The following is a 24177-nucleotide window of genomic DNA, read 5'->3' as shown; positions in this document are numbered from 1 at the left end:
CACGCGAGGACTCCCATGCCCAAGTCCAAGGTCCGCAAGAAGACGGCGTACACCCCGCCGACCGACCGGCGCACACCGGTCAAGGTGCGTGCCGCTGGGCCGTCCCACCTGCTCTACAAGATCGTCATGTTCGGGTTGATGCTGCTCGGGCTGATCTGGCTCGTGGTCAACTACATCGCGGGCGACAAGATCCCCTTCATGGCCGACCTCGGCAACGTGAACTTCGCGATCGGGTTCGCACTGATGATCGCCGGCCTGCTCATGACGATGCGCTGGCGGTAGCGAGACGGTTACGCCGAATGGCCGCTTGACACCGAATTACATCGGTGTGACTCCATCCCCATTGTGGACAACGCCTGTGGATAACTATCCGGCCGATTCGGCTCCCCAGCAGCAATGGGCCCCGAAGACGGCGCTGATCGCCGTAGCCGGTGTGCTCGCGCTCGCCGCCGCGGCCGGTGCCGCCTACGCGGCCGTCCGCGGTGACCGCGGCGGGCTGGTGCTGTTCGGCCTCGCCGCCGTGGTGCTCGCGGTCGTCACCGGCTACGGCGCGCTCGTGCGCCCGAAGCTCGCCGCGGGCGAGGACGGCGTGCGGATCCGCACCGCGGCCGGGCGCGTCGCGCTGCCGTGGCCCGGACTCGAAATCCGGCTGCGCACCACCCGCAGGCTCGGCAGGGACAGCGTCACGCTCGAGTTCGAGAGCGGCGAAGACCTGCACGTGCTCGGCTGGCTCGAACTCGGCGAGGACCCCAGGGACGTGCTCGACGCGCTCAGCGCGCTACGCGCCGGTCGTTGACCTGTCCACGCAGGTCACGCGCTGGCTGTTCCCGTAGCACGCCAGGTTCTCCACCTGGGCGTCCCGCACGAAGACCCCGGCCACCAGCGCGCACGCCACCAGCACGAGCGCACCCGTCTGCCAGGCGACGCGCCCCTTTTCCGGCGCGTACAGGATCGCGGCGGTCACCAGCGCACCCACGACGAGGCCGCCGAGGTGGGCCAGTATCGAGATGTTCGGCAGCGAGAAGCTGATCACCAGGTTCAGCGCGATCACGCCGAGCGCGGGCACCGGGTTGAGCTTGAGCCGCAGCACCGCGATCAGGATTCCGCCGAGCAGGCCGTAGATCGCGCCCGACGCGCCCGCCGTCGTCCCGGCGGGGTTGTCGAACAGGTAGACCGCCACCGAGCCGCCGAACAGCGACACGAGGTACACCGCGGTGAACCGCGCCTTCCCGAGCAGCAGTTCGAGATCGCGCCCGAGCATCCACAGCGACAGCATGTTCACCGCGATGTGGATCAGCCCGAAGTGCAGGAAACCCGAGGTCAGCAGCCGCCACCACTCGCCGTTCTGCCCCACCGCGAGCGGGAACATCACGCCGTCGAGCGAGAGCTTCGACGCGCCGTTGTCCATCGGGCTCTTGGCCTGGAACGCCGTGATGGCGTACAGGACGGCGTTGAGCGCGATGAGCACCGGCGTGACCACCACCTTGGTGGACACGCGCGCGCCTGCCACCGTGCGGGCGCCAGGGCCGGCCGCGCGGTACTGCCGCTGCCGGCCGCGGTCCTGCCGCTGGCCTGCCTGCACGCAGTCGATGCACTGCGACCCCACGGAGGCGTCGCGAAGGCAGTCGGGGCAGGCAGGCCGTCCGCAGCGGGTGCAGCTCAGCCCGGTGTGCCGGTTCGGGTGCCACCAGCACGTCGGCATTTCCTGCTGGTAGTTCGGCTGTGGTTGCGTCACGATGCCCCCAACTTACCGAAAGACCGGCGCGAAGCGGACGTCAGCGCTCGACGTCGACCTTGGTGATCACGATGTCCTCGACGGGCTTGTCGCCGAGCCCGGTCGCGGTGCGGCCGATCGCGTCGACCACGTTGCGCGAGTCCTGGTCCGCGACCTCACCGAAGATCGTGTGCTTGAAGTTCAGGTGCGTGGTCGGACCCACCGTGATGAAGAACTGCGAGCCGTTCGTGCCGGGACCGCGGTTCGCCATCGCCAGCAGGTACGGCTTGGTGAACTGCAGCTCGGGGTGGAACTCGTCGCCGAACTCGTAGCCGGGGCCGCCGCGGCCGGTGCCGGTCGGGTCGCCGCCCTGCAGCATGAAGCCGTCGATCACGCGGTGGAAGATCGAGCCGTCGTAGAACGGGCCCGAGTTCTCTCCCTTCGCGTTCGGCTGCGTGTACTCCTTCGTGCCTTCGGCGAGGCCGACGAAGTTCGCGACCGTCTTCGGCGCGTGGTCGGGGAAGAGGTTCAGGTGAATATCGCCCTGCGTGGTGTGCAGGGTGACCTTGCGGGCACCACCAACGGGGGATCCATTGCTTTCAGTCACGCGACTCATCGTGCCATCTGCGGCAGGATGGGGCGGAAAGGGGCACGATAGGTTACAAGCAACTAAGCAGAGCCAAAACGATTGACGAGGTGAAGGCCATGACTCGGGCCGCAGATTCGGTCGGTGAGTCGGTCCGTACCGGCTTGCTCGACCTGCGCAAACGCGCCATCGAGGCGGCGCAGGCCGGGGCCGAAGCAACAGCCCAGGCGGCTCAGGCCGCCGAGCAGAAGTTCTCCGACGGGACCGAGAACGTCCGCAAGGAGGCTTCGAAGCGGGGTCGTCGCGCTCGCAAGAAGCTCGCCAAGAAGAGCGGGCAGACCCGCAAGGAGCTGGCTCGCAGCTCCAAGGAGGCGCGCAAGATCGCCGCCGAGCGGCTCGCCGAGATGCGCAAGCCCGGCCGCAAGGCCAAGAAGGCCGCGATCAAGGCCGCGAAGTCGGCCGGCCAGTCGAAGCGCCGGGGCAAGAAGGACTTCAAGCACGCCAAGAAGGACTTCAAGGCCGCGCTGATCGAGGCGAAGACCGCCGCCAAGGGTGGTCGCAGGCGTCGTCGCTGGCCGTGGCTCGTCGTCATCGGCGCGGTCGCCGCCGGTGCCGCCGTCGCGCTGAAGTCGAAGCCGGAGCCGCCGGTCGCACCCGCTCCCCCGCGTCGCCCGGAACCGCCGAAGCAGGCCGCGAAGCCCGCTGAAGCCACTGGTGCGGCGAAGCCGGCCGACAAGCCCGCTGAGCCCAAGCCCGGGCCGAAGCCGGCCGAGAACAAGACGACGGCGGCCCGCAACGGCCAGCAGTCCGGCAGCCCCAGCGAAAAGAAGAACTAGCTCGGCTCCGCCGGACGGTCCTGCCGGGCTGTCCGGCGGGAGAGCCGGAGAGCCGGAGAGCCGGAGAGATGAAAAGTCCCCGGCGCCCGCACGGGCGCCGGGGACTTTTTCGCGGTGGCTGGGCTCAGCCCGCGTGCTTCTGGATCAGCGCGCCGAGGCGGGGCAGCGCCTCCTCGACGTTCTTCTTGCCGTTCGGGCGGAGCTTGCCGTAGACCTTCTTGATGCTGTCGCGGCCGCTCTTCTCCGCGCGCTTGTCGGTGACGCTCAGCAGCGCGTCGGAAGCCTCGTCCGAGCGGCCGGTCAGGTAGGCGCCGAAGTCGCCGCCGCCCTTGGCCTTGTAGTCGCCGTAGAACGGGTCGAGGGCCACGGTGAAGTCCTCGAGCAGGCTGTCGACGGCCGCGGGGATGATGCCCGGCTTGATCTTCTTGACGGCCGCGTAGCCGGTCTTGACGACCGCACCGGACACGCCACCCTTGTCTGAAACCTCTTCGTCGACCAGCGTCTGCAGGTCGGTGACGACGGCCGGGCGACGGGACGAGTCGGTCAGGATTTCCTTCAGGGTCACGGCATTTGTCCTTATGAATCGAAGTGCACGAAACGGGTCCGCAGCACTGGCGCGCCACCTTGGGGGGCGGGACCGTGATGGGCGGTGCGCTGGTCCTCACCGGCTGCGAGTGACGCCAAGGGTAGTACAAGATCAACTTTGCCCCGGCAGTGCGTCACCTGTTGGTGCCAGCGTGTTGACTGTGCGTCTACCAAGCGTGGTTACAGCGCCAATTTCGTGATGACCTGCTTGACGACCGTGCGCGCCTTCACGGTCTGCTTCTGGTTGGTCGTCACCACCACGGCGACGCCCTCCTTCGCGACCGCGTACACCGCACCGGCGTCGGTCGGCTGGTACCCGCCCTGCCAGCCGGGCGGTTCGGTGGCCGGGCTGCTCGTCGCCACCGGCGCCACCTTGTCCACGAGCGCGCGGGCGACTTCCTTCGTCCCGGTGTACACCCGCGCGGTGAGCTGCAGCTTTCCGGTGAGCGCGTAGAAGAAGCAGGCGGGGTGCGGCGCGTCGGCCGAAACCTGCGCCTTCGACACCCGCTGCCCGTTGGCGTCCGAGACGAAGGTGTTGTCCAGGTACGGGCAGGGGCCCGGCTTGGCCGGCTGCGGATCGGGCGGCACGACCGGCGCGGCGGACACGGGCACGGGCGGCGGCGGCGCGGGCGGCGGCGGCGGTGGCGTGCCGCCGGAGCACCCGGTCAGCACGACCGCGGTGGCGGCACCGAGAGTGAGGACGGCTCGTCGCATAGCGGCGTCAGTCAACCACGCGCGGCGGCGTGCTGCGACCATGACACCCATGAGTGCGCTGCGCGGCTGGCCGTCGTTCCCCGCCGAGCTGCCGGAGTTCGATCCGGACACGGCACCGGAGCGGCCGCACGAGATCTTCCTGGCGTGGCTCGAAGACGCGGGTGAGCACGCGCTCGCGCCCCACGCCGTCACATTGTCCACAGTGGACGCAGACGGCATGCCGGACGCCCGCGTCGTGATCCTCAAGGACGTCGACGCGGCGGGCTGGTACGTGGCGACGAGTTCGGAGAGCCCGAAGGGGATCCAGCTCGGGAAGCACCCGATGGCCGCGCTGACGTTCTTCTGGGCGGCGCGCGGGCGGCAGGTCCGGATCAGGGGCGCCGTCACGCCGTCGCCGAGCGAGGTGTCGAGGGAGGACTTCCTGGCCAGGCCGCCGGAATCGCGGGTGGAGGCGTTCATCGGCAACCAGTCCGCGGTCCTGCGCGATCCGGCCGAACTCGAGCGCGCGGCGGCGGCAGCACGCGAGTGGGTCGCCGAAAACCCGGACGAGGCGCCGGAAACCTGGGTCCGCTATCTCGTCGCGCCGCTGTCCGTGGAGTTCTGGCAGGCCCGCCACGACCGGCGCCACGTGCGGCTGCGCTACCGCCTCGAAGGGGGCCGGTGGACAAGGGAGCGACTTTGGCCCTGATGTCAGTGCTTTTCCGACTATCGACGGGTTGTGGTCGAAAGCTGACCGAAGGACGCTGAGCGGCACTGTCGGCGATCTTTCGGAGGCGAAATGTTCACACGACGTCGAACCTGGGGCGCGCTGGCCGCGGCCGCGGGACTCGCCCTGCTCACCGCGACCGCGCCCGCGCACGGCGATCCCGCCGCGCCGCAACGCGGTCTCTACGAAGTGCACGGGGCGACCGACGCCGCGAAGCGCACCACCGTCCGGAACAGTGGCGCCGACGTGGCCGGGACCCGCGGCGACGTGATGACCGTGGTCGCCACCCCGAAGCAGGCCGACGGCCTGCGCGCGGGCGGGTTCGCGCTGGACCAGGTCGGCGACTTCGACCAGCTCCTCGCCCAGCGCAGCAACGCGGGCGGAGCGCACGAGCCGAACGACTTCCCGCCCGGCGACGAGGCGTACCACACCTACGCGGAGACCACCGACGCGCTGAAGAAGGCCGTCGCCGACCACGGCGACCTCGCGCAGCTCTCCAGCGCGGGCAAGTCCTTCGAGGGCCGTGAGCTGAACGTCCTCAAGATCGCGAGCAAGGCCTCGGAAGGCAAGCCCGAGGTGCTGTTCACCTGCAACCAGCACGCGCGCGAGCACCTGACCACCGAGATGTGCCTGCACATCGTGCAGCGGTTCACCGACGGCTACGCGAGCGACAACGCGATCAAGGACATGGTGGACTCGCACCAGATCTACGTCGTCCCGAACATGAACCCCGACGGCTCCGAGTACGACATCTCCGGCGGGAAGTACCAGGGCTGGCGCAAGACCCGCAAGCCGGTGCCGGACAGCACCGAGATCGGCACCGACCCCAACCGCAACTGGGGCTACAAGTGGGGCTGCTGCGGCGGATCCTCCGACGACCCGTCGGCGGAGGACTACCACGGCCCGTCCGCCTTCTCCGAGCCGGAGACCAAGGCCGTCTCGGACTTCATGGCGGCGCACCGGTTCAAGGCGCACATCGACTTCCACACCTTCTCCGAGCTCGTGCTGTGGCCCTACGGCTACACGAAGGACGACACGGCCGAAGGCATGTCCGCCGAGGAGGCGAAGCGGTTCGCCGACGTCGGCAGGCAGATGGCCGACACGAACAAGTACACCCCGGAGCAGTCGAGCGATCTCTACGTCACCGACGGCGACGTCAACGACTGGGCGTGGTCGAAGTCCAAGACGCTGAGCTACACGTTCGAGATGTACCCGAAGGACGGCGGCATCGACGGTTTCTACCCGCCCGCCAGTGAGATCCCGGAGCAGACCACCCGCAACGACGCGGCGGTCGACATCCTGGTCAAGCAAGCGGGCTGACCCCACCGAAAGTCTGGTGCCGCCGACCGCGGTGGCGGGCAGAATCAGCGCCATGCGCCTGAAGTTCTTGCTCGTCACCGCGTTGGCGGCCTCCTTCGTCACGGCCGGTGCCGCGTCCGCCGCGCCGAACCCGCTCGAAAACGCGCATCCGTGCGCCGGGCAGCCGGGATTCACCTGCGCCACGCTGAAAGTGCCGCTCGACCACACCGGCCGCGTGCCGGGCACGCTCGACCTCCAGGTGGCCACCGGCGACAACACCGATGCGCCGAAGGGCGTGCTGCTGTTCCTCACCGGCGGACCCGGCCAGCCCGGTGCGTCCGCGATCAAGGGGATCACGTCGCGGCTGCCCGAGGTCGCCAAGGACTACCGGTTCGCGATGATCGACCAGCGCGGCACCGGCGAGTTCGGCGCGATCCGGTGCCCCGGCCTGCAAGCGCAGGTCGGCAGCTCGGACATCATCACCGCCACCCCGGAAGCCATCGACGAATGCTCCGGCCTGCTCGGGAAGACCGCCGGGCTGTACAACACCGACCAGAACGTCGCCGATTTCGACCAGCTCCGCCAGGCGCTCGGCGTGCCGAAGATGGTGGTGGACGGCGTTTCCTACGGCTCGTTCAGCGCCGCGCGCTACGCGATCGCGCATCCCGATCGCGTGTCGAAGGTCGTGCTCGACTCGGTGCTGCCGCACCACCAGAGCGCCGCGGACACCTTGTATCTCAAGGGACTCCAGGCGCAGGCGCGCGTGCTGCGCGACGCGTGCACTGTCGCACCCGCCTGCGGTTTCGACCCCGCGGACGATCTCGCGGCCGTGGTGCGGAACTCCTCGACGGCCGACGGCGTCCGGATCTTCGACATGATCGTGTCCTACGAGTTCGAGGACCCGACCTACCGGAGCGCGGACGCCGGGGACCTCATCGGCTCGCTGCACCAGGCGCGAGGTGGCGACCGCTCGAAACTCGACGCGCTGCTCGCCGCGTTCAAACCCGGCGGGGACAACGTCCTCCGGTACAGCGCGGGCCTGCACGCGGCGACCGTGTGCACCGACCTCCGCTTTCCCTGGGGCGACGCGGGTTCCCCGTCGTGGCTGCGGCAGCCGTCGATCGGGCTCACCGAACACCTCCTGCCCGCCCACGCGACCTGGCCCTACACCGCGCGGGTCGCGGTGAACCAGTACTTCGTCCAGACCTGCGCGCGCTGGCCTCGGGTGCGCCCCGCGTCGAACCCCGCCGCCGAGCTGCCGAACGTCCCCGTGCTGCTGCTCAACGGCGACCGCGACCTCTCGACCCCGCTCGAATGGGCACAGCAGGAAGCCGCGGCCGCCCCCACCGGAAAACTGGTCGTGGTGCCGGGCGCGTCGCACTCGATCCAGAACCGCGAACGCGGCCACGCGGGCCGCGACGCACTGATCGACTTCCTGCGCTAGGCCCTTCGGGCTCCCGCCCCGAAGAGACGCACGAGTCCCCGGGGGTCACCGGCAGGCGCGTCTCGGCCGCGACCCGGGGTCAGGGCCAGAACCTGACTTCGGGGTTGGTGGCGACCGGGCCGTCCAGCAGTGGTTGCGGGCGGCCTCGCAGGTGCAGGTCGAGGAAGGCGGCGACGTAGGCGCGGGTCAGTTCCATCGACCGCGCGCCGGGCATCGTGCCGGGCTTGGTGACCCCGGCCTGGTCCATCAGCGCGATGTTGTCGGTGAAGCCGGTGTGCGCGGCACCGTCGACGCTGAGCCAGCGCTTCCAGCCGTGCAGCTTCGGCCAGCTTTCGGGCCAGGTCGGGTCCGGGCCGGTGGGGGTGTGCGCGGATTCCCTGCCCAGCAACAGGATCGGACGGTCCACACCGGACTCGGGCAGCGGTGACCAGAAGCGGCCGTCCAGGTTCACCCCGGCGCGGATCCGGCGGTCGGCCAGCATCGCGAGCGGCGCCGCGTTGCCGCCGACGGACTGCCCGACGAGGCCGATCTTCGCCGGGTCGATCAGCAGGGCGTACGGGGAATCCCTCGCGGTGAGCCGGTTCAGCACGAAGGACACGTCCGCGGTGCGCACCTTCGACAGGAGGACGTGGTCGAGCCCGGGGCCGCAGGCCGCGCACTCGGTGACGTGCCCGTCCGGGAACGCGGTGCCGTCCGCCTCGTAGTTGTGCCCGACGGCGGCGACCACGTACCCGCGGCTGGCCAGGTCCTCCGCCAGGCCGGTGAGCGTGGCGCGCGGCATGCCGAGCCCGTTGGACAGCACCGCCAGCGGGTACCCGTGCCACCGCGGCAGCGGCGGCGCGCCCACCCGCGCGCTGCTCCTCGTCCCGGCGAGCAGTTCGGGCGGGATCTCGGGAAGATCGTTGGCCGCCAGCAAGATCTCGGCTTCCCGCGCGGTGAGGTACTGCCGCGGCGCGCCGACGGGCACCGCGGCCGGGTAGTACATCGACACCACCAGCTCGCGCGGGCCGGACTCCGGCACCCACGGGTCGGCACGCGTCTCGTCGACGAGGTGCAGCTCGGCCGTCCCGACCGCATGGTGGCCAGTGGGTGGCGGCACCGCCAGCCGCTTCGGTGGGGGCGAAGCGGTCGCGGGGCTCATCATCGCGGCGACCGCCGTCACGGTCATCGCGGCCGTCGAAATCCTTCTCACTGCGTTCACGCTCCTGTCCGAGGTTCGATCCCGGCACAGCGTGGACCGGCGGGCGCTCGTCGCACATCGGCCGGCGGGCACGATCCGGCAGCCCTTTCTCTGCCGGAGGTCGCACTCCGGTGTCCGCCTCGCGGGAGATCCGCGGCCGCGGATTCCGAACTACGCTCCGTCGGCTATGAAGCTGTCTTCGAGGTTCGCCTCGGCCGCCGCGAAGGCGGAGCACGCCCGTTGGTCGCCACTGGGCACCGACATCGCGGTGGCGCTGCTCCTCGCGACGGTCACCGTGGTCATCGCGAGCGACGACGACGTCGACGGGGCATGGTGGCTCGCTTCGGCCATCGCGATCGCGGCGGCCGGCGTGCGGCACCGGCTGCCGCTCGTGACCTTCACGGCCGGGCTGGGGGCGGCTTTCGCGCACCTGGTGCTGGGCAACGACGTCCGCCCGGTGGACGTCGTCGTGCTGATCGGGTTGTACACCGTGGCTTCGCGGGGCCCGCAGTTGCGGGCGATCGCCTTGGTGCTGATCGGGTTCGTCGTGGCTGGCGGGTGGTCGATCTACGAAAACGCCGTGACGGAGGACGAACACGCATCGGGGATGGCCCGGATCGACGACAGCGCGGCCTGGGTGCCACCACCGCCGTGCCCGCCGCTACCGCGTCAACCGTTCGTGGCACCGCCCTGCCCGGTGGTCCCCGTCGACGAGGCTCGAACCACCACCTGGGGCGGATTCCCGGTGCTGGGCCTGGCGCTGACCGTGACGTGGTTGACGGGTCTCACCGCCCAGCAGCGCCGGGTGCGGCTGGCCGAACTGCGCCAGCGCGCCGAAGACCTGGAACGGGAACGGGACACGCGGGCCGCGCTCGCGGTCGCGGCCGAACGGGGCCGGATCAGCCGCGAGCTGCACGACGTGGTGGCGCACGCGCTTTCGGTGGTGGTGCTGCAGGCGCAGGGCGGCGCGGCCGAACTGGCGCGCAGGCCCGAGCGCACCGGCGAAGCACTGGAGGCCATTGTGGACACCGGGCGCACCGCGCTGGCGGAAACCCGGCTGCTGCTGGGATCGCTCGGGCAGGACGCACCGGAGTGGCAGCCGCGACCGGGCGTGGAACGGGTGCCGCAGCTGGTCGAAGAGGCACGGGGCGCCGGTACCGGCGTCCGGCTTCGCGTCGACGGGCAGCCGCACCCGCTGCCGCCCGCGGTCGACCTCGCCGCGTACCGCATCGTGCAGGAAGCGCTGACCAACACCAGGAAGCACGCCGGCGCGGGCGCGTCCGCCGCTATCGTGCTGCGCTACGCGCCGACGGCACTGGAGATCGACGTGACCGACGATGGCACCGCACCTGACCGCGATACCACCCCTGGGCAAGGGATTCGCGGCATGCGGGAACGCGTGACCGTGCTCGGCGGCGCCTTCGAAGCGGGGCCGATCGAGGAAGGCGGCTTCGCCGTCCACGCGACCCTCCCGCTCCTCGCGGGGCGGCCGTGACCATCCGCGTCCTGATCGCCGACGACCAGGCGCTCGTCCGGACCGGGTTGCGGATGATCCTGGACAACACCCCGGATCTCGTAGTAGTCGGCGAAGCGGGGACGGGCACCGAAGCCGTCGACCTCACCGCGAGCACCCGGCCCGATGTCGTGCTGATGGACATCCGCATGCCCGGCCTCGACGGGGTGCGGGCGACCGGGCGGATCATCGCGAACCACGGACCCGAAGGCCCGCGCGTCCTCGTGCTCACCACCTTCGACCGCGACGAGTACGTCTACGCGGCCTTACGCGCCGGAGCCAGCGGCTTCCTGTTGAAGGACGCGTTGGCCACCGACCTGCTCGCCGCCGTCCGCGTCGTCGCCGCGGGGGAAGCGGCGCTGGCGCCGACCGTCACCCGGCGCCTGCTCACCCGGATCGCCGTCGAGCTGCCCGCGCGGGAAGACCCCAGGCTGGGCCTGCTGACCGCCCGTGAGCGCGAGGTGCTCCAGCAGGTCGCGCGCGGCCTTTCGAATGCGGAGATCGCCGAACTGCTGTGCCTGTCGGCCGGGACGGTGAAGACCCACGTCGGCCACATCCTCGCCAAGCTGGACCTGCGGGACCGCGTGCAGGCCGTCGTGTTCGCGCACGAATCCGGCCTGACCGGCGCTCAGGAAAGGTGACGGCGCGAGAAATCGAGCTGATCGCGACTTTACTCACGAGTAGTAAACCGGGGCGAAGTACGCTTCCCGGACCTTCGGAAAAAAGTTCGGCGGGTGTGTCGATCCGTGTCGTGCCCCGTTCGACCAAGGGGTGAACGGGCCCGAACGGGGCCTGACGGGACTCAGGAGCCGGAACCATGAAGTACATGCTGATCATGCGCGCCACCGACGACGCCTACGCGGGGATGGCGAACTTCGACTTCGACGAGATGCTCGCGACCGTCGGCGCGTTCAACGAGGAGCTGATCAGGGCGGGCGTGCTGGTCGCCGCGGAAGGGCTCACCGACGCCGAAGAGGGCGTCGTCGTCGACTACTCGTCGGAGCCGCCCCTGGTCACCGACGGCCCGTACGGCGAGACCAAGGAACTGTTCAACGGGTTCTACATCCTCAACGTCGCCTCGAAGGAAGAAGCCGTCGAGTGGGCGAAGCGGTCGCCGATCTCCGGTCCCGGCTTCAAGACCGAGATCCGCCGGGTCAGCTCGATCGACGAGTTCCCGCAGGACAACGAGTGGGTCAAGCGGGAGCGGGCCTGGCGCGAATCGACCGGCCAGCTCTGAGGGATGACCGGGCACAGCGGCCGTGAGGCCGTCGCCGCGCTGTGGCGGATCGAGTCCGCGCGGATCGTCGGTGCGCTCGCGCGGTACACCGGCGATTTCGCGCTGGCCGAGGACCTCGCACAGGAGGCGCTGGCCGAAGCGCTCGTGACCTGGCCGCGCGACGGCGTCCCGGAAAACCCCGCGGGATGGCTGCTCACCGTCGGGAAGCGCCGCGCGATCGACGGGTTCCGCCGTCGCTCCGCCCTCGACGAGCGGTACGCCGCCCTCGCCCGCGATCTCGGCGAGGGCGGCGTCGCCTCGGGGGGCGCGCCGGTGGATCCTGGCGGCGACGTGCTGTGGGATCCGGACCAGATCGACGACGACGTGCTCGCGTTGATGTTCATCTCGTGCCACCCCGTGCTGTCCCGCGAGGCGCGGGTGGCGCTCACCCTGCGCGTGGTCGGCGGGCTGACCAGCGACGAGATCGCCAAGGCGTTCCTCGCCCCGACCGCCACCGTGCAGGCCCGCATCACCAGGGCGAAGAAGACCCTCGGCGCGGCCGGGGTGCCGTTCGAAGTCCCGGCCGCCGGGCAGCGGGCGGAACGCCTCGGCTCGGTGCTCAACGTGGTCTACCTGATCTTCACCGAAGGGTCGTCCGCCAGCTCGGGCGCCGATCTGATCCGGCTCGACCTGTCGAGCGAGGCACAGCGGTTCGCCCGCCTGCTCGCCAGGCTGGTCCCGGACCAGTCCGAGGTGCACGGCCTGCTGGCGCTGCTGGAGCTGACCGCGGCGCGCTTCCCCGCCCGCACCGGCCAGGACGGCGAACCCGTGCTGCTGGAGCACCAGGACCGCGGCCGCTGGGACCAGGCCGCGATCCGGCGGGGACGAGCGGCGCTGACCCGCGCCAAGGAGGTGGGCCGTGGGCTGGGCGCGTACGGCCTGCAGGCGGCGATCGCCGAATGCCATGCCGTCGCGGCGTCGGTCGGGGAAACGAACTGGGAGCGCGTCGTGCTCATCTACGAGGCGCTCGGGCGGCTCGCACCGTCACCGGTGGTCGAGCTGAACCGGGCGGTGGCCGTTTCGATGGCGACCGGTCCGGCCGCGGCACTGGCGATCGTGGAGGAATTGGTGACCGCCAATTCCCTGCCGAATTCGCACATGCTGCCAAGTGTTCGCGGCGAATTGCTCATCCGGCTGGGCCGGACGGCCGAGGCGCGCGCCGAACTGGACCGCGCCATCCACCTCTGCGCCAACGAACGCGAACGCGCGGTGCTGGCACGCAAACGAGCGGCGCTGGCCTGAACGGGCCGAAACACTTGCGGAAAGCACGGCGGGCGGGGAAACCTTGTCGTCGGCATTCCGCACACAACCGGGGGACCTGCCACGGATGCGCGGGGATCTGTTTGTCATATGACGCTGATCCCGTGCGCGGGCGACCCATAATCGAGTAGTAGTGGCCTTGCTGCCGGGTCGACGCCGGTATCGCGGGAGGGAGGGCCAGTGACGCACCTGACGCCGACCCTCTACCGCACGATCGTCGTGGTCGACGTCGCGGGTTTCACCGCGCCCGACCGGAGGCTCCCCGACCGGCTCGCGGTGCGGCACGGCATGTACGAGGTGCTGAAGACCGCCTTCGCGGAAAGCGACGTCGACTTCGATTCCTGCGCCACCGAGGATCGCGGTGACGGCGCGCTGGTCCTGCTGCCGTCGGGCACGCCCAAGAGCGCCGTGGCGGACCGGCTGCCGGACCGCATCGCGGTCGCGCTCCGGCGGTACAACTGGACCCGCACTTCGCAGGCCCAGATCCGGCTGCGGGTCAGCCTCAACTCGGGCGATGTGCTGCACGACGGAAAGGGGTGGGTCGGCGAGGCGGTCGACACCGCGTTCCGCATCCTGGACGCGCCGCGGGCGAAGGAGGTGTTCGCCGAATCCGGCCGGATGGTCGCGGTCATCTCCTCGCAGCGGTTCTTCGACGAGGTCATCGCGCCGGATCCCGGCCTGCTTCCCGAGTTCTACGCACCGATCCCGGTTTCGGTGAAAACCTTCACCGGGACAGCGTATTTGCGCCTGCACGGCGAACTCGTCGCGCCGAGCCCGGTGCCGATGCCCCACGCCGCGCCCGCCGACACGAGCGGAGCCGTACTGGACGTGGTCCCGCGCGCGGAGCTGACGGATCTGCGCCGCCACCTCACCCGGACCGAGGTGCCCCAGCTCGCGATCATGGTGAGCCGCGCGCTCGGCCCGGCCGCCTCGCTGCCGCCGCTCGACGGGATCACCAACGCGTGGAGCGCATTCCAGCTCCTCACCGACTTCACCGCGGGCCCGGACGGCATCCCGCCCGCGGTCACCTTCCTTCGCCTGCTGGCCGATCAGGTCGGCGGTGAGATCGGCGAACTCCTCGGCGGCTGGGTGGGCAACCAGGCCCGCCGGCTGCGCGTCGGCCCCGCGCTGGAACGGCAGCAGCAGGCAAGGGCGCCGGTTCCGGGGCGCGCGCACCTGCACCTGACGATCATGCTCGAACCGGTCGTCGCCGATCCGGCCCGCTGCACCCTCGCGTTCTGGCGCCAGGACGACCCGGCGGTGTGGCCGCCCGCGCTCGGCGGTGTCCGTGAAATCGGCATCGACGAGATGGAGTACCGGGTCGACGAAGTGATCCTGGAGGCCGAAGGAGTCTGGTCCGGCCAGGGCATTTCGGCCGCGGTCGAATTCCTGCTGCCGAGGACTTTGATCAATTTGCCGGTGCAGCGCTGGGCCAAGGAGCACGCGACCGGGCAACCGCAACCGCTGCGGTACGGGTACCGGCTCACCATAAGATCCCTCGAACGGATGAGGGCAAAACATTGGCATCGCGCGTGGCACGTCCGATGGGACTCTATGCTCGAAGACCCGTCGGCCGACCGGCTGCACTATTCCGGATGCGCGGAGTTCGAGGAGTTCCCCATCGACGCAGCACTGAGCGATGACCACTGGGTCGGGCTGGTGATGGCGAAACCGCCGCCACCGCAACCGGAACCGGGTGCACCGCCGGACGAATTGATCAGCGCGCTCCGCAGCGGGCTGCCGGTGATCCTGTGGCACCCGGACGCGGGCCCCGCGGAGCTGCGCGAGCTGCTCGACTCGGTGCTGGCCACCGACAGCGGTCTCATGGAACTGCCCGAACGCCGGAAAATTGCCAATTCATCGCGGATGGCGGTACCGCTCAAGAATTCGCTGGCTCACGATTTGGTGGTAATGTGGGACGACCCGAAAAGGGTAATCGTTCTCGACCAACCGTTGGCCCCGGCCGTTGATCTCGGCTCGACTCTGAGGGGGTACCACGGATGAGCGTGAACGACAGTGCGGACAAGAACGGCGCCGCGGCACGCGTCGAAGCGCCCGACTGGTGGATATACCGCGGCACCGGGCGGCCGATCCACGACATCGACCTCACCCAGATCCTGCCCGAACCACCGCCGTGGCGCGATTACCGCGGCGGCCCGGTGCCCGAGCACGACGTGCCACCGCCGGACGACGGCGAGTCCGAACGCAGGCTCGGCTCCGCGTTCACGCTCACCGATCAGGAGATCGACCCCACCGAGCTGAACATGGTCAACGCCGCGCTCTACCTGCGGCGGCCGCTGCTGGTCACCGGCAACCCGGGAACCGGCAAGTCCAGCCTCGCCTACCGGATCGCCCGCGAGCTCGGGCTCGGCCGGGTGCTGCGCTGGGCGATCACCAGCCACACCACGCTGGGCTCCGGCCTGTACGGCTACGACGCGATCGGCCGCGTCCAGGCCGCCGCGACCAGCCAGGCGCAGCGCGGCGGCGAGGCCGAGGAGCCGCCGATCGGCGACTTCGTCCGGCTCGGCCCGCTCGGCACCGCGTTCCTGCCCGCACGGCTGCCCCGCGTCCTGCTGATCGACGAGCTGGACAAGTCCGAGGCGGACCTGCCCAACGACCTGCTGTCGATCTTCGAGGACGGCGAGTTCCCGATCGAGGAGCTGACCAGGGTGCGCACCCGGCATCCCGAGGTCACCGTGCACACCGCCGACCCGCAGCGCACCGCCGTGGTGCGGGACGGCCGGGTCGCCTGCCGCGCCTACCCGGTCATCGTGCTGACCAGCAACGGCGAGCGGGAGTTCCCGCCCGCGTTCCTGCGCCGCTGCCTGCAGTTGCGGATCGAGAACCCGGACCGCGAGCAGCTCGCCGCGATCGTCGCCAGTCACCTGATCGACGAGCACGGCGAACACCGCGACCGGCTCGTCCGCGAGTTCGCCGAGCGGAGCAAGGCCGAAGGCGGCCTGCCGACCGACCGGCTCCTCGACGCCGTGTACCTGGCCACGTCGGGCGCCTACCAGCCGGATCACCAGGCGTGGCCGCGGCTGGTGGACTCGCTCTGGCAACGACTGACGGTGCGGTGACATGGGACGGCCGACCGGCGTCCCCCGTTCCGCCCCGCGGGCGGAACCCCACGCACCTGCCGCCAGAACGAAGCTCCGGCTCGACCAACTCGGCTGGCACGAGGTCGCGGACATCGTGTGGCTCGCGGCGGCCATCGGCCCGGCCGGCGCCACCACCGAGCAGGCACCGCCGGAAGAACCCGAGGAGCCGGAGCCGACGTTCGACGGCGGCGAGGCCCCGATGCGCCAGGCGCCTGCCGAGTCCCGGTGGATCCCACCCGCGCCGCCGCCCTCGTCACGGCACCCTTCGGTCTCCGATGCGCCTTCGCCGGGCGGCGAGCCGAATCCGGTCGGCGCCGGGGCCGGTACCGCCCCGGCCGAGCGGCCCGAACCGACCGTGGACGGCGCCGCCGTCGGCGGAATCGCGCTGGCCGAGTCGCTCGACTATTTTCGCGCTTTGAGAAGGCTGAAACGCGAAGCGGCCTCGCCGCGAATCAACGATGTGGTCCTGGACGAAGAAGCGACCGCCGTCCGGGCCGCCGAGACCGGTGTGTGGTGGCCGGTCACCCGATCGAGAAAAGAACGCTGGCTGGATCTGACGCTCGTGCTCGACAACGGCCCGTCGATGGCGTTGTGGCGGCCGAGGGTGACCGCGTTCATCAGCATGCTCGAACAATTGGGTGCCTTCCGCACCATTCAGGTCCGGCTGCTCGAAACCGCCAAGGACGCCGACCAGACCGCCCCCGTTCTCCGTGGTGGCACGCCGGGCGCGCCCGCCCGCGACCCGGACGAAATCCTGGACTCGTCCGGCAGGCGGGTGGTCCTGCTGGTGACCGACGGAGTGGGCGACGCCTGGCAGAAGACCGTGTTGCACCCGATGCTGGCACGCTGGGGCTCGGTGCTTCCGGTGAGCATCGTCCACCTGCTTCCGCAGTGGCTTTGGGGCCGGTGCGGGCTGGGCCCGCACAAGGCGAAGCTCCGGGTGCCGAACGCGTTCAACCCCAACAGCCGGTGGGCTTTCGACCTTGCCGACGCCTGGCTCGAACGCGGCTCGGCGGCACCCGCGGGAGTGGTTCCGGTACCGGTGCTCGAACTGCAGCCGCGCTGGCTGGCGTGGTGGGCGAAGCTGATCACCGGCGAGCACACCGACACGACGGAGGGAACCGTCGTCCTCGCCAGCACCGAACGGATTACCCCGGACGAGTCGGAAAGTTCACCGGAATCGTTGTCGCCCGTGGAAATGGTGCACCGTTTCCGTAGCGTGGCTTCCCCACCGGCATTGCGATTGGCCCAGTTGCTCGCATCGGTACCGGTCCACTTGGACGTCGCACGGGTGATCGGACGCCACTTTGTGCCGGATGCCGGACTCGAACACCTCCTGGAACTAGTGGTGTCGGGGGTCCTGTACGCTCCCGCGCCAAGGGAGGGGAAGTCCACTTGGGACACAAGTGGGACTTTTTCCTTTCCCGAGGCAGTCCGGGAATTGCTGCTCAGTGGTGTTCGTCGGTCGGAAACGGCCGATGTCGTCCGAGTGGCGGCCACCCATTTCGGCCGCCGGATACCGGTGCTCGGTCACCTCCGAGACGCCATCGCCGACCCGCACAACACGCCGGACCCGGTACTCACCCTCGAGTCCTCGGCCGACGTCGAACTGGAGAGCGCAGTCATGCGCGCGCTCTCCGGCCCGTACCTGTCCCGTGCCGACCGGCTGCGGAACGCAGTACCGCAGGACACCTCCCTACCCACTTCTGAATCCATCAAGGCTGTGACTTCCAAAATGCCCGAGACGGCTGAACGTCCCCCCGACTCAGCTCCAGCGACGGAGGAACGCGTGCCCCGTCTCAACGAGCCCGACCAAGCCGAGCAGGTCACCAGGCCGATGCCGCACCCCTCGGCGACGGGCACCACCCGCAGCTTCCCCAGCCGCCAGCCCGACGACCCGCCACAGGTCTGGGGCAACATCCCGCCCCGCAACCCCAACTTCACCGGCCGGGTCGAGCTCCTCGACCAGCTGGCCAAACGCCTGACCAGCGGCACCACCGCGGTACTCCCGTCGGCCGTGCACGGACTCGGCGGCATCGGGAAGACCCAGATGGCCACCGAGTACATCTACCGGCACCTCCAGGACTACGACCTCGTCTGGTGGATCGACGCCGCGCACACCACCCAGATCCGCGCCGGCCTCACCGATCTCGCCCGCGCGCTCGGCCTGCAGGGCTCCTCCGAGGCCAACATCGCGGTGCCCGCCGTCCTCGAAGCGCTGCGGACCGGTCGCCCGTTCCGCCGCTGGCTGCTCGTCTTCGACGCCGCGGAGAGCCCGGACGCGGTACTGCCGTTCTTCCCGCGCAACGGGCCCGGCGAAATCCTGATCACCTCGCGCAACTCCGACTGGGCCGGTATCGCCCGCCCGCTGGAGCTGGCGGTGTTCAAACGCGAGGAGAGCATCGAACTGCTCGGCCGCCGCGGCCCGGAGATCGACGTCGACGACGCCGACGAGCTCGCCGAGAAGCTCGGCGACCTGCCGCTGGCCGTCGAGCAGGCGGCGGCGTGGCGCGCGGTGACCGGGATGCCGGTGCACGAGTACCTGCGCCTGTTCGACGACTCGGTCGAGGAAATCCTCGACACCGCTTCGGCCCCGGACTACGAGGTGTCCGTCGCCGCCGCGTGGAACGTCTCGTTCGAGGAGCTGAAGACCCGCAACCCGGCGGCGCACCAGATCCTGCACATCTGCGCCTTCTTCTCCCCGGAACCGATTTCGCGCGACCTGCTCACCGGGGTCAGCCGGGTCTCGATCTCGCCGGAACTGGACGCCGCGCTGCGCGACCCGATCAAGCTCGCCCGCGCCATCCGGGACATCAACCGGTACGGCCTCGCGAAGATCGACCACGGCAACAACACGCTCCAGCTGCACCGCCTGGTCCAGCTGGTGCTGCGCAACCGGGTGATGGCCCCCCAGGTGCACGCGCGCATGCAGCACGGCGCGCACCAGCTGCTCGCCGCACTCGACCCGAACGACCCCGAGTCGAGCAGGCACTGGCCGCGCTACCGCGAGCTGCTGCCGCACGCCTACGCCGCGAACGTGCTGGACTGCGACGACAACTGGCCGCGGCAGCTCCACATCAACCTGATGCGGTACCTGTTCGAGTACGGCGACCACGAAGAGGCCGCCCGGCTCGGACGGCAGGCGCGGGAGCACTTCACCGAAACGCTCGGGCCGACCAACCCGCAGACGCTCGAAGTGTCCTCCCGCCTCGGTCTCTACCTGTGGGCGATCGGCCGGTACGCCGAGGCCGCGGAACTGAACCAGCGCACCCTCGCCCTGCGCCTGCAGGTGTCCGGCGAGGAGAACGAGGAAACCTTCGCGCTGCAGCGGAACATCACGATCGATCTCCGCGCACAGGGCGATTTCGCCGCGGCGACGAAGCTGAGCGAAGAGATCTACACCAAGTGCAAGCGCATGTTCGGCGAGGACGACCCGGAAACCCTCAACGCCGCGTTCCAGCACGCGCTCAGCCTCCGGCTGTCCGGCGCCTACCAGGCCGCTGCCGAACTGGACCACGACACCCACCGGCGTCGCGTCGAGGTGCTCGGCCGCGATCACACCCGCACGTTCAGCGTGAACTGCGCGCTGAACGTGGACTCCCGTGAAGGCGGCGAGTACGGCCAGGCCCGCGTCCGGCAGGAACGGCTCACCGAGAACTTCCACGCCCGCTACGGCGAGGACCAGCTCGACGCGGTGGCCAACACGTTCTACCTCGCGGTCGCCCGGCGCAAGGACGGCGACCACGCCGGCGCGCTCCCCCTTTCCACCGACGCGCTCGGCCGGTTCCGGCTCGCCTACGGCGACGACCACGCCACCACGATGGCCTGCGCGCTCGCGCACTCGATCGATCTCCGCCATTCGGGGGATCTGGCCGGGGCGAAGGCGTTGGGGGAACAGACCTTCGAGCGGTATCGCGGTGGTCTCGGCGAGCACCACCCGCACACCCTGGCCGCCACCGTCGACCTCGCGGTGACGTTGCGGCTCCAGGGTGACCCGGCGGCCTCGCGCACCCTCAACGAGCGCGCGCTCGAACACTTCCGCGCCAGCATCGGGCCGGACCACCCGTACGCCGTCGTCGCCACGATCAACCTGGCGAGCGATCTCTCCGCGCTCGGCGAGTACGACAAGGCGATCGAACTGGGCCGGGACGCCTACGAACGCGGCCGCCACGTGCTCGGCGAGGACCACCCGACCGTACTGGCCGCCTGCTTCAACCTCGGCCTCGACCTCACCGCCGTCGGCCGTACCGAGGACGCCGCCCCGTTCCACGACCCGATCCTGGTCAAGTACCGCCGCATCCTCGGCGAAGCACACCCGGGGACCCAGGCGGCGGGCCGCGGCGCCCGCGCCGACTGCGATATCGACCCGATGCTGATGTAGCGGGGCCGATCCGGGCGGCGGCCCGCTCCGCGGCCGGTGGTCGCGGAGCGGGGTTCGTGACGGGCTAGCCGGGCACGAGCTGGCCGATCCAGGCGGCGATCCGCTCCACGGCCGGTGGTCCCGGACTCGTGCCGCGCAGGTGCCGGTGCACCGCGCGGACGAGTTCGGGGCAGTGCAGCAGTGCGCGCGCCGCCGGATGGGGTCCCCGCGCGGACAGGGCGAGGCCGAGGCCGACCAGTGACGCCGGGCGGTCCGGATCGGCGGCCAGTTCCGCGCGGTAGCCCTCGACCGCCTCGGCGAACCGGCCGGTGGCGTAGGCGAAGTCCGCGCCGGTGGCGCCGGGGACGGTCAGCCACACGTCCGGAAGCGGCGGCGAGGGCGGGTCGCCGACGACGAGCCGGATCAGATCGGTTCTGGCGCGGGACCAGGATCCGTCCGGGACCGGGGTCGGGGGCAGGTCGGCCGGGTCGGCGGCGACGGGCGGGCGGGCACGTCCGTTCGACCACGCCGCCGCCAGTTCGGCGACCACGGACGGATCCGGGCGCAGGTGGCGGGCGCGCCACCCGGCGAGATGGTCCCGGGCGACGGCCTCGGCCAGCCGGTTCGCCTCCGCCTCGACGGCCTCGTCCTGCCACGGCCCGAGGCGTTCGGCGATGCCGTCGAGGAAACGACGCCCGGCGGCGGTCAGCGTCGCGTCCGCGCGCAGTGCCCGGAGCGCGTGCCAGCTGTGCCTGCGCCAGCAGGCGAACTCGAAGGCCGCGCGCCGGGATCCCGGGTCGGCTTCGGCCAGTGCCCGCCAGAAGGCGGCGACCCCGAAGAAGGCGTACACACCTTGCAGCGCACCGCTCAGCGGACGCGGATCGTCCCGCCACGGCACGTAGATCCGTTCCGCCGGATCGGGTTCGTACAGTTCGACCAGGTGCAGCAGGCCCCCGAGCACGATGTGCTGGAACTCGTGGATCAGGGTGGCGGCGAGCGTCGCGCCGTCGGTCGGCAGGCCGACCACCGCGCTGCCGAACGCCTCCCCGGTCGACGCGCTCAGGTTCCGGAACAGGACGTGCGGCTTCGGCACCAGCGAGGTCAGCCCGACCGGCATGACCCCGGCCAGTTCGGGCAGGTGAGCGGCGACCAACCGGCAGGCCTCGTCGATCAGCCGCCGCCACCGCTCGACGTCGCCCGCCGGAACCCGTTCCGGCGGGATCGGTTCGTAGAGGCCGCGGTAGGGGTCGAGATCGTCCAGCCGCAGTGAAAACCGGCGCGCACCGACCCGGCTCCGCACTTGGCGGACGCCCCACCAGCCGGGGCCGTCGGAGCTGAGCGCGAACGGGAGCCGCACCGTCTCTCCGTCGTGGGAGATGAGGTACCGGCTGGCCGCACCGCGCACGGTCGCCAGTGAAAACGGGGCGGTGGCGGAAAAGCGGGCCATCCCCAGCGACGGGAGCACGGCGTTTCCGTGCCACACCGGGATCTCGGTCTCGAAGTCGAGTTCCGCCCCGATCGCCGCGGCCGCCGCGATCGCGTGCACGTGGCCGAGGTGCATCCACAGTGGACTGACACCGTCCGTTCCGTTGCGCAGCAAGCGAGTCGTGTACCCCGCCCAGCTCCCGGTGTACGGGTTGGTGAGCATCCGGTTCACCACCCGCGGCGCCCTTGCCTCGGCACGCGCGAGCAGTTCCCATGCCGCGTCCAGCGGTGGCAACGGGCCCAGCCGCTCCGGGGTCTTCGCCGCCGCGGTCAGCAACGCGTGGATCAGCAGCTTGCGCCGGCTCCGCTCGGCCCGGCGCAGGCGCCGGGCCATGTCCTCATCGCCGTCGAGGCGCGCGAAGGCGTCGAAGTCACGCCAGGACAAGCGATGGAACGAGGGCCGTTCCGCCGCCGGCGGCGGCATCAGTCGATCCGCTCGCCGCCCCCGCTTTGGGCGCTCCGGTAACGCGCGCGGACGTGCCTGGTCCGTTCCACCACGTGGTGCGCCGAATGGCGGACGGCCTCGCTGTCCAGATCGCGCAATGCCGTAAAAGGAACCGCATCGAGGTCGATCAATTCGGATTCGATGCCTGGTTCGGTGCTCGCCGAGAACGAATTCACTGTGTCGATCCCCTCGCGAGAGTCAAATATTTTCCAATAGTAGCCGATTTCCGGTGCACCGGCCTTGATCAATCCGAACCGATCCCCGCGACCGGGGGCGGATGGCCCGCGGCCAGCTCACGAAGTGCCTGGGGATGCACAATCGTGATGCGACGGCGAGCCGTCCGCACGATGCCCAGCCTGCGAAGTTCGTCGAGGCCGCGGATCAGGGTGCTGCGGGAGACCCGCGCGAAACTCGCCAATTCGCCTTGGTTGAAATGGAGGTCGACCTGATTGTCGGACCGGCCGGCGTCGTGCTGGAGCGACAGTTCCAGCAGCACCGCGGCGAGGCGTTGCGGGAAGTCGGGGCCGCCCGATTCCAAGCGGAGGCGATCGGACTCCTGGAGCCGGATCGCCGTCGTGCGGAGGACTTCTTCGGCTATCCGCGGCCTGGCGCGCAGTACCGCCAGGAACCGTTCCCTCGTCACCACGAGGGTCTGCACCTCGTCGATGGCCGACATCGTCGCGGTACGGGGAAGGCCGCTGATGGGCGCCATTTCCCCGACGATCTCGGCGGGACCGCGCGCGGCCAGTGGTGCGTCGTCGCCGCGGTAGTTGGTGGCGCTGATCTTCACCCAGCCGCGCAGGATGACGAACACGCTGGCGGCAGGGCTGCCCTGGAGAGCGAGGATCTGGCCGGGGTGCCACACCTTGAGGTGGCCCGCGGCGGTGATGGCGGCCCGTTCCTCCGGCGTCAGCCTGCGCCAAGCCCTGCGTTCCTCGTTCTCAGCGGCCGAGGAACCCGTCACGGGGTCCCTCCGGTTCTGCCGGGCCCGGTCCGGCCCCGTGTTCCATATGACGCACCGCCCGCTCCCCCGACTCGTCAGCATGGTCAGTGAGCGAGATTGCCAGATCTCTCACCGCAACCCGCAATTATGCCAGGCGGCAGACCCCGTAACCAGGGCTTTCGCCGGCGTCCGGGGAGGAACGTCATGCGTGGTGCCAAAAGTGTCCTGGAGCCGGCGGACCGACACCAGACCGCGCCGACACCCGCGCCGACACCGGAGTCGTTCGGGGTGAAGCCGAAGATCTTCGCGCCACATCCGCCGCTCGTGTCCGGCGGGTGGTACCAGTGCGACGACCGGGAGGTGGCGGGCCCAGGGCGGTACCCGGTTCCCCGGCCGCCGGACAGGTCCGCGGTGACCGCGCTGCTCTGGGCCACCGCCTGCGGGCCGCTGGGACTTTGCTACCTGTCGGCCGCGGGCGGGCTGATAGCCGCGGCGGTGGCGGCGGGGGTGGTCGTCGTGGCCGGCACCGCCGCGGCGCTGGCCGCGATCTGGCCGGTTTCCATGGTGCTGTCGCTACTGGCCCGGCGTGGCACCGGCCGGTGCACGTCCTGAGTCCACATCAGACGAACTGCCATCCGGTACTCCCGTCCGGTTCCGGCCACGCGAGCGTGTCTTCACCGCCCCCAGGGGTCACCGAGGAGGTACCTGGGGTGTTGCCACGAGACACCCC

The 24177-nt window shown here is 70.5% G+C and carries 22 protein-coding genes; 14 read left to right on the top strand and 8 right to left on the bottom strand.

Annotated features, from left to right (window positions below; genetic code table 11):
* Positions 1-15: 15 nt before the first annotated feature.
* Together crgA and ABD256_RS21910 are read left to right on the top strand one after the other, a co-directional pair.
* Positions 16-282 carry a cell division protein CrgA gene (crgA, locus tag ABD256_RS21915; protein WP_344421759.1) on the top strand — a complete coding sequence of 89 codons (267 nt, stop codon included), beginning with the start codon at positions 16-18 and terminating at the stop codon, positions 280-282.
* Between the two features lie 76 nt (positions 283-358).
* Positions 359-796, top strand: a complete 438-nt coding sequence (locus ABD256_RS21910; protein WP_344421756.1) for a PH domain-containing protein — start codon at positions 359-361, stop codon at positions 794-796.
* Here ABD256_RS21910 and ABD256_RS21905 read toward each other — a convergent pair.
* Together ABD256_RS21905 and ABD256_RS21900 are read right to left on the bottom strand one after the other, a co-directional pair.
* On the bottom strand, positions 779-1735 hold the full coding sequence (locus tag ABD256_RS21905; RefSeq protein ID WP_344421753.1) for a rhomboid family intramembrane serine protease: 957 nt from the start codon (positions 1733-1735) through the stop codon (positions 779-781). The two genes, ABD256_RS21910 and ABD256_RS21905, sit on opposite strands and share 18 nt — an antisense overlap.
* Positions 1736-1775: 40 nt before the next feature.
* A complete protein-coding gene (locus tag ABD256_RS21900) occupies positions 1776-2330 on the bottom strand; it encodes a peptidylprolyl isomerase (protein ID WP_344421750.1) in 555 nt (184 codons plus the stop codon).
* Between the two features lie 89 nt (positions 2331-2419).
* Here ABD256_RS21900 and ABD256_RS21895 point away from each other — a divergent pair, with 89 nt between their 5' ends.
* Positions 2420-3136: a hypothetical protein gene (locus ABD256_RS21895; RefSeq protein ID WP_344421747.1), complete on the top strand. Its 717-nt coding sequence runs from the start codon at positions 2420-2422 to the stop codon at positions 3134-3136.
* 124 nt (positions 3137-3260) lie between these two features.
* Here the strand turns inward: ABD256_RS21895 and ABD256_RS21890 are convergent, their stop codons facing one another.
* Together ABD256_RS21890 and ABD256_RS21885 are read right to left on the bottom strand one after the other, a co-directional pair.
* Positions 3261-3716 (bottom strand): DUF6918 family protein, encoded by a 456-nt coding sequence (locus tag ABD256_RS21890; protein WP_425546496.1) that lies wholly within the window; start codon positions 3714-3716, stop codon positions 3261-3263.
* Positions 3717-3901: 185 nt separating this feature from the next.
* Entirely contained in the window at positions 3902-4435 is a 534-nt protein-coding gene (locus tag ABD256_RS21885; RefSeq protein ID WP_344421742.1) for a DUF2020 domain-containing protein, read from the bottom strand.
* 49 nt (positions 4436-4484) lie between these two features.
* On the opposite strand from ABD256_RS21885, the gene ABD256_RS21880 reads away from it, so the two are divergent.
* The 3 genes from ABD256_RS21880 (at position 4485) to ABD256_RS21870 (ending at position 7884) form a co-directional block, all read left to right on the top strand.
* Positions 4485-5123 (top strand): pyridoxine/pyridoxamine 5'-phosphate oxidase, encoded by a 639-nt coding sequence (locus ABD256_RS21880; protein WP_344421739.1) that lies wholly within the window; start codon positions 4485-4487, stop codon positions 5121-5123.
* A gap of 90 nt (positions 5124-5213) precedes the next feature.
* Positions 5214-6461 (top strand): M14 family metallopeptidase, encoded by a 1248-nt coding sequence (locus ABD256_RS21875; RefSeq protein WP_344421736.1) that lies wholly within the window; start codon positions 5214-5216, stop codon positions 6459-6461.
* Between the two features lie 52 nt (positions 6462-6513).
* Positions 6514-7884, top strand: coding sequence for an alpha/beta hydrolase (locus ABD256_RS21870; RefSeq protein ID WP_344421733.1), 1371 nt, complete (start codon positions 6514-6516; stop codon positions 7882-7884).
* Between the two features lie 79 nt (positions 7885-7963).
* Here the strand turns inward: ABD256_RS21870 and ABD256_RS21865 are convergent, their stop codons facing one another.
* Positions 7964-9076 (bottom strand): alpha/beta hydrolase family protein, encoded by a 1113-nt coding sequence (locus ABD256_RS21865; RefSeq protein WP_344421730.1) that lies wholly within the window; start codon positions 9074-9076, stop codon positions 7964-7966.
* 175 nt (positions 9077-9251) lie between these two features.
* On the opposite strand from ABD256_RS21865, the gene ABD256_RS21860 reads away from it, so the two are divergent.
* The 7 genes from ABD256_RS21860 (at position 9252) to fxsT (ending at position 20595) form a co-directional block, all read left to right on the top strand.
* The gene (locus ABD256_RS21860) at positions 9252-10559 is read left to right on the top strand and encodes a sensor histidine kinase (RefSeq protein WP_344421727.1); all 1308 of its coding nucleotides are present in this window, start codon (positions 9252-9254) and stop codon (positions 10557-10559) included.
* Complete coding sequence (locus ABD256_RS21855; protein WP_344421724.1) at positions 10556-11218, top strand: response regulator; 663 nt, start codon at positions 10556-10558, stop codon at positions 11216-11218. Before ABD256_RS21860 ends, ABD256_RS21855 begins: the two co-directional genes overlap by 4 nt.
* Positions 11219-11394: 176 nt before the next feature.
* Complete coding sequence (locus tag ABD256_RS21850; protein ID WP_344421721.1) at positions 11395-11814, top strand: YciI family protein; 420 nt, start codon at positions 11395-11397, stop codon at positions 11812-11814.
* Positions 11815-11817: 3 nt separating this feature from the next.
* Positions 11818-13095 (top strand): RNA polymerase sigma factor, encoded by a 1278-nt coding sequence (locus ABD256_RS21845; protein WP_344421718.1) that lies wholly within the window; start codon positions 11818-11820, stop codon positions 13093-13095.
* 198 nt (positions 13096-13293) lie between these two features.
* Positions 13294-15117: a VMAP-C domain-containing protein gene (locus tag ABD256_RS21840; RefSeq protein ID WP_344421715.1), complete on the top strand. Its 1824-nt coding sequence runs from the start codon at positions 13294-13296 to the stop codon at positions 15115-15117.
* Positions 15114-16193 carry an AAA family ATPase gene (locus ABD256_RS21835; protein ID WP_344421712.1) on the top strand — a complete coding sequence of 360 codons (1080 nt, stop codon included), beginning with the start codon at positions 15114-15116 and terminating at the stop codon, positions 16191-16193. Before ABD256_RS21840 ends, ABD256_RS21835 begins: the two co-directional genes overlap by 4 nt.
* A 1-nt stretch (position 16194) precedes the next feature.
* Complete coding sequence (fxsT, locus tag ABD256_RS21830) at positions 16195-20595, top strand: FxSxx-COOH system tetratricopeptide repeat protein (protein WP_344421709.1); 4401 nt, start codon at positions 16195-16197, stop codon at positions 20593-20595.
* A gap of 64 nt (positions 20596-20659) precedes the next feature.
* On the opposite strand, the gene ABD256_RS21825 is transcribed toward fxsT, so the two are convergent.
* Genes ABD256_RS21825 through ABD256_RS21815 form a run of 3 tightly spaced genes read right to left on the bottom strand, consistent with a single transcriptional unit; the run spans position 20660 to position 23468 of the window.
* On the bottom strand, positions 20660-22444 hold the full coding sequence (locus ABD256_RS21825) for an HEXXH motif domain-containing protein (protein ID WP_344421706.1): 1785 nt from the start codon (positions 22442-22444) through the stop codon (positions 20660-20662).
* Positions 22445-22482: 38 nt separating this feature from the next.
* The gene (locus tag ABD256_RS21820; RefSeq protein WP_344421703.1) at positions 22483-22752 is read right to left on the bottom strand and encodes a hypothetical protein; all 270 of its coding nucleotides are present in this window, start codon (positions 22750-22752) and stop codon (positions 22483-22485) included.
* Entirely contained in the window at positions 22749-23468 is a 720-nt protein-coding gene (locus ABD256_RS21815; protein WP_344421700.1) for a Crp/Fnr family transcriptional regulator, read from the bottom strand. Before ABD256_RS21815 ends, ABD256_RS21820 begins: the two co-directional genes overlap by 4 nt.
* 183 nt (positions 23469-23651) lie before the next feature.
* Here ABD256_RS21815 and ABD256_RS21810 point away from each other — a divergent pair, with 183 nt between their 5' ends.
* On the top strand, positions 23652-24059 hold the full coding sequence (locus ABD256_RS21810; RefSeq protein WP_344421697.1) for a hypothetical protein: 408 nt from the start codon (positions 23652-23654) through the stop codon (positions 24057-24059).
* Positions 24060-24177: the final 118 nt, after the last annotated feature.

Origin of the sequence: Amycolatopsis minnesotensis (assembly GCF_039529815.1) — a bacterium.
Classification (GTDB): Bacteria; Actinomycetota; Actinomycetes; order Mycobacteriales; family Pseudonocardiaceae; genus Amycolatopsis; species Amycolatopsis minnesotensis.
Note: the sequence above shows the minus strand (reverse complement) of the source record. Positions and strands in the feature narration are given on the sequence as shown.